Origin of the sequence: Streptomyces solincola (assembly GCF_002982015.1) — a bacterium.
GTDB classification, from domain to species: domain Bacteria; phylum Actinomycetota; class Actinomycetes; order Streptomycetales; family Streptomycetaceae; genus Streptomyces; species Streptomyces solincola.
This window is the reverse complement of the sequence record NZ_PVLV01000026.1, coordinates 1-9,091: the sequence shown is the minus strand read 5'-3', so window position 1 is coordinate 9,091 and position 9,091 is coordinate 1. Positions and strand designations below refer to the sequence as shown.

3 protein-coding genes are annotated in these 9,091 nt (G+C 74.6%); all 3 read left to right on the top strand.

Annotated features, from left to right (window positions below):
• Positions 1-656: 656 nt before the first annotated feature.
• The 3 genes from topA to C6N75_RS02025 all read left to right on the top strand — a co-directional run bounded on the left by topA (position 657) and on the right by C6N75_RS02025 (position 9,074).
• Positions 657-3,503 carry a type I DNA topoisomerase gene (topA, locus tag C6N75_RS02040; protein WP_105867098.1) on the top strand — a complete coding sequence of 949 codons (2,847 nt, stop codon included), beginning with the start codon at positions 657-659 and terminating at the stop codon, positions 3,501-3,503.
• Between the two features lie 290 nt (positions 3,504-3,793).
• Positions 3,794-7,603, top strand: coding sequence for a dTMP kinase (gene tmk / locus C6N75_RS02035; RefSeq protein WP_181160289.1), 3,810 nt, complete (start codon positions 3,794-3,796; stop codon positions 7,601-7,603).
• Positions 7,604-7,868: 265 nt separating this feature from the next.
• A complete protein-coding gene (locus C6N75_RS02025) occupies positions 7,869-9,074 on the top strand; it encodes a DNA polymerase III subunit delta' (RefSeq protein ID WP_105867099.1) in 1,206 nt (401 codons plus the stop codon).
• Positions 9,075-9,091: the final 17 nt, after the last annotated feature.

The following is a 9,091-nucleotide window of genomic DNA, read 5'->3' as shown; positions in this document are numbered from 1 at the left end:
GTGCTAACTGACGACATAGCTGTATTGTCTGTTTCTTTTGTCAGGCAGAGTGCGGGATACGAGCTTCCTCTTCGTCTCGTGGGCTCGGAGATGTGTATAGGAGACAGCCCCTCCCGCGCCCGCCCGCTTCCCGCCCCGGGCTCCGCCCCGTACCGGGTGGCCGGGGACACTACCCGACCGCCGCGCCGGCGGTGTCCGGAACCGTCCGCTCCGGACGTTGAGGGGAGTCCGGGCGGCAGGAATGCCCGGAGTCGGGTTACCGTTCGAGTGGCCGTTGCGGGCTTTCGCCGTTTGACACGGGGGCGGGTTGTACCGTCACACTCCGCAGCGACAGCAGCCGAAGCGTGCGGCGGCAGCCGGGAAGCAGGCGACGGAGCGAGCGCGGGACGCGAGCGACGGAGCCGTTGACGGGTCGCCGCGGGGCGCGTCGGCGGCAGTGCCGGCGTACAACCTGACCACCGTGCGCCGGCAGTGCCCGCGGCACGGCACGGAGCCGTACCCGGGCAGCGTCACCGCACAACGCCACAGCCGTGCGTCCAGCAGTGCCGTGGCGGGACGGGTGCGAGCGACCGGTGTGACCGCACCGCGACGCGCCGCACCTGCCACGAGACGTGCCACGAAGTGTCACGAAGTGTCGACCGGAGAGAAGAGCGAAGTTGTCCCCGACCAGCGAGACCGCGAACGGCGGCCGCCGACTCGTCATCGTCGAGTCGCCTGCCAAGGCGAAGACGATCAAGGGCTACCTCGGGCCCGGATACGTCGTCGAAGCGAGCGTCGGACACATCCGCGACCTTCCGAACGGCGCCGCCGAGGTGCCGGAGAAGTACACGGGGGAGGTCCGGCGGCTGGGGGTGGACGTCGAACACGACTTCCAGCCGGTGTACGTCGTCAACTCCGACAAGAAGGCCCAGGTCAGGAAGCTCAAGGAGCAGCTCGCCGAGTCCGACGAGCTCTTCCTCGCCACCGATGAGGACCGCGAGGGCGAGGCGATCGCCTGGCACCTGCTGGAGGTCCTCAAGCCGAAGGTCCCGGTCCACCGGATGGTCTTCCACGAGATCACCAAGGACGCCATCCAGGCCGCCGTCGCCAACCCGCGCGAGCTGAACAAGCGGATGGTCGACGCCCAGGAGACCCGCCGGATCCTCGACCGCCTCTACGGCTACGAGGTCTCACCGGTCCTGTGGAAGAAGGTCATGCCCCGGCTGTCCGCCGGCCGTGTCCAGTCCGTCGCCACCCGGCTGGTGGTCGAGCGGGAGCGCGAGCGCATCGCGTTCCGTTCCGCCGAGTACTGGGACCTGACCGGCGTCTTCGGCACCGGTCGCGCCGGCGACCCGTCCGACCCGGCGTCCCTCACCGCCCGCCTCGCCTCCGTCGACGGCCGGCGCATCGCCCAGGGCCGCGACTTCGGCTCCGACGGCCGGCTCAAGTCCGACCAGGTGCTGCACCTGGACGAGGCGAACGCCCGCGCGCTCGCCGCCGCCCTCGCGGAGACCTCCTTCTCCGTCCGGTCGGTCGAGTCCAAGCCGTACCGCCGCTCCCCGTACGCGCCGTTCCGCACCACCACGCTCCAGCAGGAGGCGAGCCGCAAGCTCGGCTTCGGGGCGAAGGCGACGATGCAGGTCGCGCAGAAGCTGTACGAGAACGGCTTCATCACCTATATGCGTACGGACTCCACCGTGCTGTCCGACACCGCGGTCGCCGCCGCCCGCGCGCAGGTCACCCAGCTCTACGGGGCCGACTACCTGCCCTCCGCGCCGCGCGTCTACGCCGGCAAGGTCAAGAACGCGCAGGAGGCGCACGAGGCGATCCGCCCGTCCGGCGACCGCTTCCGCACCCCCGCCCAGACCGGGCTGACCGGCGACCAGTTCCGTCTCTACGAGCTGATCTGGAAGCGGACCGTCGCCTCCCAGATGAAGGACGCGGTCGGCAACTCCGTCACCGTGCGGATCGGCGGCCGGGCCGCCGACGGCCGGGACGCCGAGTTCACCGCGTCCGGCAAGACGATCACCTTCCACGGCTTCATGAAGGCGTACGTCGAGGGTGCCGACGACCCGAACGCCGAGCTGGACGACCGCGAGCGGCGCCTGCCGCAGGTCGCCGAGGGCGACCCGCTGTCCGCCGAGCAGATCACCGTGGACGGCCACGCCACCAAGCCGCCGGCCCGCTACACCGAGGCCTCGCTGGTCAAGGAGCTGGAGGAGCGCGAGATCGGCCGCCCGTCGACGTACGCCTCCATCCTCGGCACCATCCTGGAGCGCGGCTACGTCTTCAAGAAGGGCACCGCGCTCGTGCCCTCCTTCCTGTCCTTCGCCGTGGTCAACCTGCTGGAGAAGCACTTCGGCCGGCTCGTCGACTACGACTTCACGGCCAAGATGGAAGACGACCTGGACCGCATCGCACGCGGCGAGGCGCAGGCCGTGCCGTGGCTGAAGCGGTTCTACTTCGGCGAGGGCGCCGGGACGGTCGCCGGGGCCGCGGCCGCCGACGCGGGCAACGGCGACGGCGACCACCTGGGCGGGCTGAAGGAACTCGTCACCGACCTGGGCGCGATCGACGCCCGGGAGATCTCTTCGTTCCCGGTCGGGGACGGGATCATGCTGCGGGTCGGCCGCTACGGGCCTTACGTCGAGCGCGGCGAGAAGGACTCCGAGGGCCACCAGCGCGCCGACGTCCCGGACGACCTGGCGCCCGACGAGCTGACCACCGCCTACGCGGAGGAGCTGCTGGCCAAGCCCAGCGGCGACTTCGAGCTGGGCGCGGACCCGGTGACCGGCCACCAGATCGTCGCCAAGGACGGCCGCTACGGCCCGTACGTCACGGAGATCCTCCCCGAGGGCACCCCGAAGACCGGCAAGAACGCGGTCAAGCCGCGGACCGCCTCGCTCTTCAAGACGATGTCCCTGGACACGGTGACGCTGGACGACGCGCTGCGGCTGATGTCGCTGCCGCGGGTGGTCGGCGCGGACGCCGAGGGCGTGGAGATCACCGCGCAGAACGGCCGCTACGGCCCGTACCTGAAGAAGGGCACCGACTCCCGGTCGCTGACCGAGGAGAGCCAGCTCTTCACCATCACGCTGGACGAGGCACTGGCGATCTACGCCCAGCCCAAGCAGCGCGGCCGGGCCGCCGCCAAGCCGCCGCTGAAGGAGCTGGGCAACGACCCGGTCAGCGAGAAGCCGGTGGTGGTCAAGGACGGCCGCTTCGGCCCGTACGTCACGGACGGCGAGACCAACGCCACCCTGCGGACCGGCGACAGCGTGGAGACCATCACCCCCGAGCGCGGCTTCGAGCTGCTGGCCGAGAAGCGAGCCAAGGGCCCGGCGAAGAAGACCGCCAAGAAGGCGGCGAAGAAGGCCCCCGCCAAGAAGACGGCGACCGCGGCGGCCGGCGCGAAGAAGACCGCCGCCAAGAAGGCGACCACCAAGAGCGCCGCGGCGAAGAAGACCACCGCGGCGAAGAAGACCGCCGCGGCCGCGAAGAAGACGTCGGCCGCGGAGGAGTGACGGCGGCGTGACCCCTGCGGACGCGATCACGTCCGTGCGGGAAGGGGGGCGGCTGCGGATGACCGCGGCCGCCCCCTTCCGCGTACCGCCGCCCGCGCGCCCCGTGCCGACGTCCCCTGATCTTTTCCGCGCTCCCTTCCGCGTACCGCCGCTCGCGCGGCCCGTGCCGACGTCTCCTCGCGTGTGCCGCGTCCCTTACCGCATGCCGCCGCATCCGCCCCGGGACCGCCGCCCGGAAGGGCGCTGAACCGGGAGGACTGGGTGTCAGCCGTCCCGGATAGGCTGATGGGATGACGCGAGCCGAGCAGCCAACGGTCTTGAGCCAACCCTCAGACTCCGACGCCGCACTTGCCGCGGACTCCCGCGAGCGTGCCGTCCGCGCCCTGTTGCGCACCCCGCCGGTCCGGCGGTTGTGGAGCGCCCAGCTCGTCGGCGGCATCGGCGACGCCCTCGCCATGCTGGTGCTGGTCCTGCTGGCGCTCCAGGCGGCCACCACCGCCGAGACGTTCGGCGGCGGCTACCGCGGCGCGGCCTTCGCCGTGGCCGCGGTCTTCGGGGTCCGGGTGATCGCCACCGTGCTGTTCGGCGCGGTGCTGCTCGGGCCGCTGACCACGTTCACCGCCCCCGGCGGCCCCCTGGACCGGCGCTGGACCATGGTCGGCGCGGACGGGCTGCGGGTCGCCCTGCTGATCGTCGCGCCGCTGTGGACCGACTGGACCGGTGGCGGCACCGCGATGATCTATCTCCTCGCCACCGTCTTCCTCGCCGGCGCCGCCGAGCGGGTGTGGACCGTCGCCAAGGAGAGCGCCGCGCCCGCGCTGCTGCCCGGCCCGCCGCTGGAGGGCGCCGCGGTGCGCCCGCTGCCGGACCACCTGGACGCGCTGCGCCGGCTGTCCCTGCGCACCGGCTTCGCCGCCGTGCCCGGCGCGGCCCTCGCCCTGCTCGTCGCCACCCTGATCGGCAACCTGCTGGGCGCCGGCGTCGACTGGTTCACCACCCACCAGGCGGCCCTCGGCTCCTACCTGGCGGCGGGCCTCTTCGCGGCCTCCGTCTCCGTCCTGTACTTCCTCACCGTCCCCGCCACCCCGACGCCCCGCCCGCACTCCCCGCTGGAAGGGCTGCGCCGGCCGTCCGCCGGCGGGACCGGCGGCAAGGGGCGCACCGGCGCCATACCACTGCTCGTCCTGGCCTGCGGCGCGGTCGCCGGAGCCATCGCCTCCGCCGCGAGCGTCGCCGCACTGCACGGCGGCGACCTCGGCGGCGGACCCGTCTCGTACGCCCTGCTGGTGCTCGCCCTGACCGGTGGCGCCGGCCTCGGTATCCGCCGCGCCCCGAAGACCGTCCCGGGGCTCTCCCGGCGCCGGCTGCTGGTCCTCGCGATCGCCGTCACCGGAGTGGCGCTGCTCGCCATGGGACTGGTGCCGGACCTGGCGACGGTGCTGTTCCTGGCGCTGGCCGCCGGCTTCGCGGCCGGCGTGGCCGCGGGCACCGGGCACGCCCTGCTGGACCAGGAGGCCGAGGACGCCCGCCGGCCGCGGCTGACCGAGCACCTCCAGGCCGTCGTCCGGGTCGCCGTCGCACTCGGTGCGATCGCCGCGCCGCTGCTCGCTGCCGCGATCGGGCCGCACAAGCTGGCCAACGGCGACTTCGTCTTCGCGCACGGCGGCGCGGCGTTCACCCTCATGCTGGTCGGCGCGCTGCTGCTGCCGGTGGCCGCGCTGCTGCTCGCCAAGACCGACGACCGTTCCGGCGTACCGCTGCGGCACGACCTGCGGGACGCGCTGCGCGGAGCCGACCCGGTGCAGGCCCCGTCCGAGACCGGCTTCTTCATCGCCCTGGAGGGCGGCGACGGGGCCGGCAAGTCCACGCAGGTCGAGGCGCTGGCGGAGTGGATCCGCGGCAAGGGCCACGAAGTGGTCGTCACCCGCGAGCCGGGCGCCACGCCCATCGGCAAGCGGCTCCGCTCGATCCTGCTGGACGTCTCCTCGGCCGGCCTCTCGCACCGCGCCGAGGCACTGCTGTACGCGGCCGACCGCGCCGAACACGTGGACTCGCTGGTCCGCCCGGCGCTGGAGCGGGGCGCGGTGGTCATCACCGACCGGTACATCGACTCCTCCGTCGCCTACCAGGGCGCCGGCCGCGACCTCTCCCCGACCGAGATCGCCCGCATCTCGCGCTGGGCCACCGGCGGGCTCGTGCCGGACCTCACCGTCCTGCTGGACGTCGACCCGGAGACTGCCCGGGAGCGGTTCACCGAGGCGCCGGACCGGCTGGAGTCGGAGCCGGCCGAGTTCCACCGCCGGGTCCGTGCCGGTTTCCTCACCCTCGCCGCCGCCGACCCCGGCCGGTACCTGGTCGTCGACGCCGGCCGCCGGCCGGAGGCCGTCACCGGCTCCGTACGTCAGCGGCTGGACCGGATGCTCCCGCTGTCCGAGGCCGAGAAGCAGGCCATCGAGGAGGCCCGGCGCCGCGCGGAGGAGGAGGCCCGCCGCAAGGCCGAGGAGGAGGCCGCCCGCAAGGCCGAGGAGGAGCGGCTGGAGCGCGAGCGCCAGGCCCAGCTCGCCAAGCTGCGCGCCGAGGAGGAGGAGCGCAAGCGCCGCGAGGAGGAAGAGGCCCGCCGCCTGGAGGCCGAGCGCAAGCGCCAGGAGGAGGAAGAGGCCCGGCTGCGCGCCGAGGAGGAGGCCCGCCGCAAGGCCGAGGAGGCCGCCCGGCAGGCCGAGGAGGAGCGCCGCAGGCTGGAGGCCGAGGAGAAGGCCAGGCTGGAGGAGCAGGAGCGGCTGCGCGCCCGCAAGGCCGAGGAGGAGCGCCTGCGCGCCGAGGCCGAGGAGCGCCGCCTGGAGAAGCAGCGCAAGGCCGAGGAGGCGCTGCTCCGCGCCGAGGAGGCCCGCCGCGAGGCCGAGGCGGAGGCCCGCCGCCAGGCGGAGGCCGACGCTCGCCGCCGGGCCGAGGAGGCTCGTCGGCAGGCCGAGGCTGAGGCCGACGTCCGCCGCCAGGCGGAGCAGGAGGCCGCTGAGGCTCGCCGGCTGGCCGAGGAGGAGGCCGCGGAGGCCCGTCGCGTCGCCGAGGCGGAGGCCGAGGAGGCCCGTCGGCCGGCCGAGGGTCCCTCCGCCGGGCCGTCGGCATCGGAGACGACCGTGCCCACGCCCGTCGTCCGCCCGAACGACGTCACCCAGGAGGTCCCGGTCCCGCGCCACAGCCTCCGCAAGGACGAGCCGGCCCCCCGTCCGTCCGACGACACCGCGGTCCTGCGCCCGGTACGCGAGGACGAGCCGGCCCCCGGGGCCCTGGACGAGACCGCGGTCCTGCGCCCCATCCGGGAGGACGAGCCCCGCCCCGGCGCCGCGGACGAGACGGCCAAGCTGCCGCGGGTGCGCGACGAGCGGACCGGCGAGCGCGGCCCGGACGACCGGGCGGCGGACGAGACCGCCGTGCTCCCGCCGGTACGCCAGGACAGCCCGGCGGACCGCGTCCCCCAGGACTTCTTCCGCAAGGAGCCGCACGACACCGACCGCGCCGACCGCGCCGACCGCGCTGACACCGGCCGCGCCGACACCGGCCGCGCCGACACCGGCCGTCCCGGCATCGGCCGTCCCGGCGCCGGCCATCCCGGCATCGGCCGGGGTGACGGCGGCCCGGACGATGGCGGCTCGGGCGCTGGCGGCCGGCCCGGCGGGGTACGCGACTCCGGCAGCCGCAAGGGCCGGCGCGGCACGTCCGGCGGACCCGGCCCGAGCAGCGACCCCAGTGGCACCTCCTGCCCGTCCGGCAACACCGGCACCTCCGGCAACACCGGCTCCTCCGGCAACACCGGCCCCTCCGCCTCCAGCTCCTCCAGCTCCTCCGTCTCCTCCAGTTCCTCCGTCTCCTCCAGCCCCTCCGTCTCCTCCGGCGGCAACGAGCGGACGCGTGAGCTGCCCCAGCTCGACGAGCAGGGCCGACCGCGCCGCCGCTCCGACTGGGCTGAGGAGACCCCGCTGGACGACCTCCCCACGCTCGCGGACGAACTCCTCGGTCCGCACGCCGACGAGGACGAGAGCGGGACGGGCAACGGCGGCGACGGTCGCCGGGGCCGGGGCGGCCGAGGAGGCCGCGGCCGCTGACCGGCACCCGGCGGGGGGCGCCCAGCCCCCGCCGGACACCGGCAGCCCTTCGTCGAGGACACCGGCCGCCGGCTGCCTTCGTCGGGCACCGGCCGGCAGAAGCCGGATGCCCCGCCGGCCGCGACCGTCCGGGCCCCGGATGCCTCCGTCCGGCGCCGGCCGCCACGCCGCACGCCGTCCACCGGCCGTCCGCCGTGCACCCCCTGTCAGTCCCCTCCCGCACAATGGAGGCCGACATCCCCCACCATTCCGCGAGGCGGTGACCGTGTCCGTCTGGGACGACCTGATCGGCCAGGACCATGTCCGGGCCCAGCTCGGCGCTGCCGCGCGCGACGCCGACGCGCTCGTCACCGCGGAGGCCCAGGGCGCCGAGCCGCCCGAGGCGTCCAAGATGACGCACGCCTGGCTGTTCACCGGCCCGCCCGGAGCGGGGCGGACCACCGCGGCCCGGGCGTTCGCCGCCGCGCTCCAGTGCGTCAGCCCCGACCGGGCGCTGGGCGGCGAGCCGGGCTGCGGCTTCTGCGAGGGCTGCCACACGGCGATGATCGGCACCCACGCCGACGTCACCACCATCGCGGCCATCGGCTCCCAGATCCTGGTCGAGAACATGCGGGACACCGTCCGCATGTCCTACACCTCGCCCGCCAACGGCCGGTGGCAGGTCATCCTCGTCCAGGACGCCGACCGGCTGAACGAGAAGTCGGCCAACGCGGTGCTCAAGGCGGTCGAGGAGCCGGCGTCCCGCACCGTCTGGCTGCTCTGCGCCCCGTCCATCGAGGACGTGCTGCCCACCATCCGCTCCCGCTGCCGCGCGCTCACCCTGCGCACTCCGCCCGTGGACGCGGTCGCCGACATGCTGGTGCGAAGGGACGGCGTCGAGCCCGAGGCGGCGTACGCGGCGGCCCGGGCCACCCAGGGGCACATCGGCCGGGCCCGCAAGCTCGCCACCGACGAGCGGGCGCGCGCCCGCCGGGCGACCGTGCTGAAGCTGCCGCTGCGGGTCGCGGACGTCGGGGCGGCGCTCAGGGCGGCCCAGGAGCTGGTCGACGCGGCCGCCGAGGACGCCCGGCAGGCGTCGGAGGAGATCGACGCCAAGGAGACCGAGGAGCTGAAGGCGGCGCTCGGCGCGGCCCAGGGCGGCCGGATGCCGCGGGGCACGGCCGGCGTGATGAAGGACCTGGAGGCGGACCAGAAGCGCCGCAAGACCCGTACCCAGCGCGACAGCCTCGACCTGGCGCTGAGCGACCTGACCGGCTTCTACCGCGATGTGCTCGCCCTACAGCTCGGCGCGCGCGGCGGTCCGGCCAACGAGGACATGCGCGACGCCCTGGAGCGGACCGCCCGCGACTCCGCCCCCGAGCAGACACTGCGCCGGATCGAGGCTGTCTTCGCCTGCCGGGACGCCCTCGACCGGAACGTCGCCCCGCTGCTGGCGGTCGAGGCCATGACCATGGCCCTCCGCGCCGGCTGACGCCCCCTCCCCGCCTG

Bases quoted from the DNA above. Each gene is read 5' to 3' on its own strand.
- tmk (WP_181160289.1), top strand. From the start codon at position 3,794: ATGACGCGAGCCGAGCAGCCAACGGTCTTGAGCCAACCCTCAGACTCC.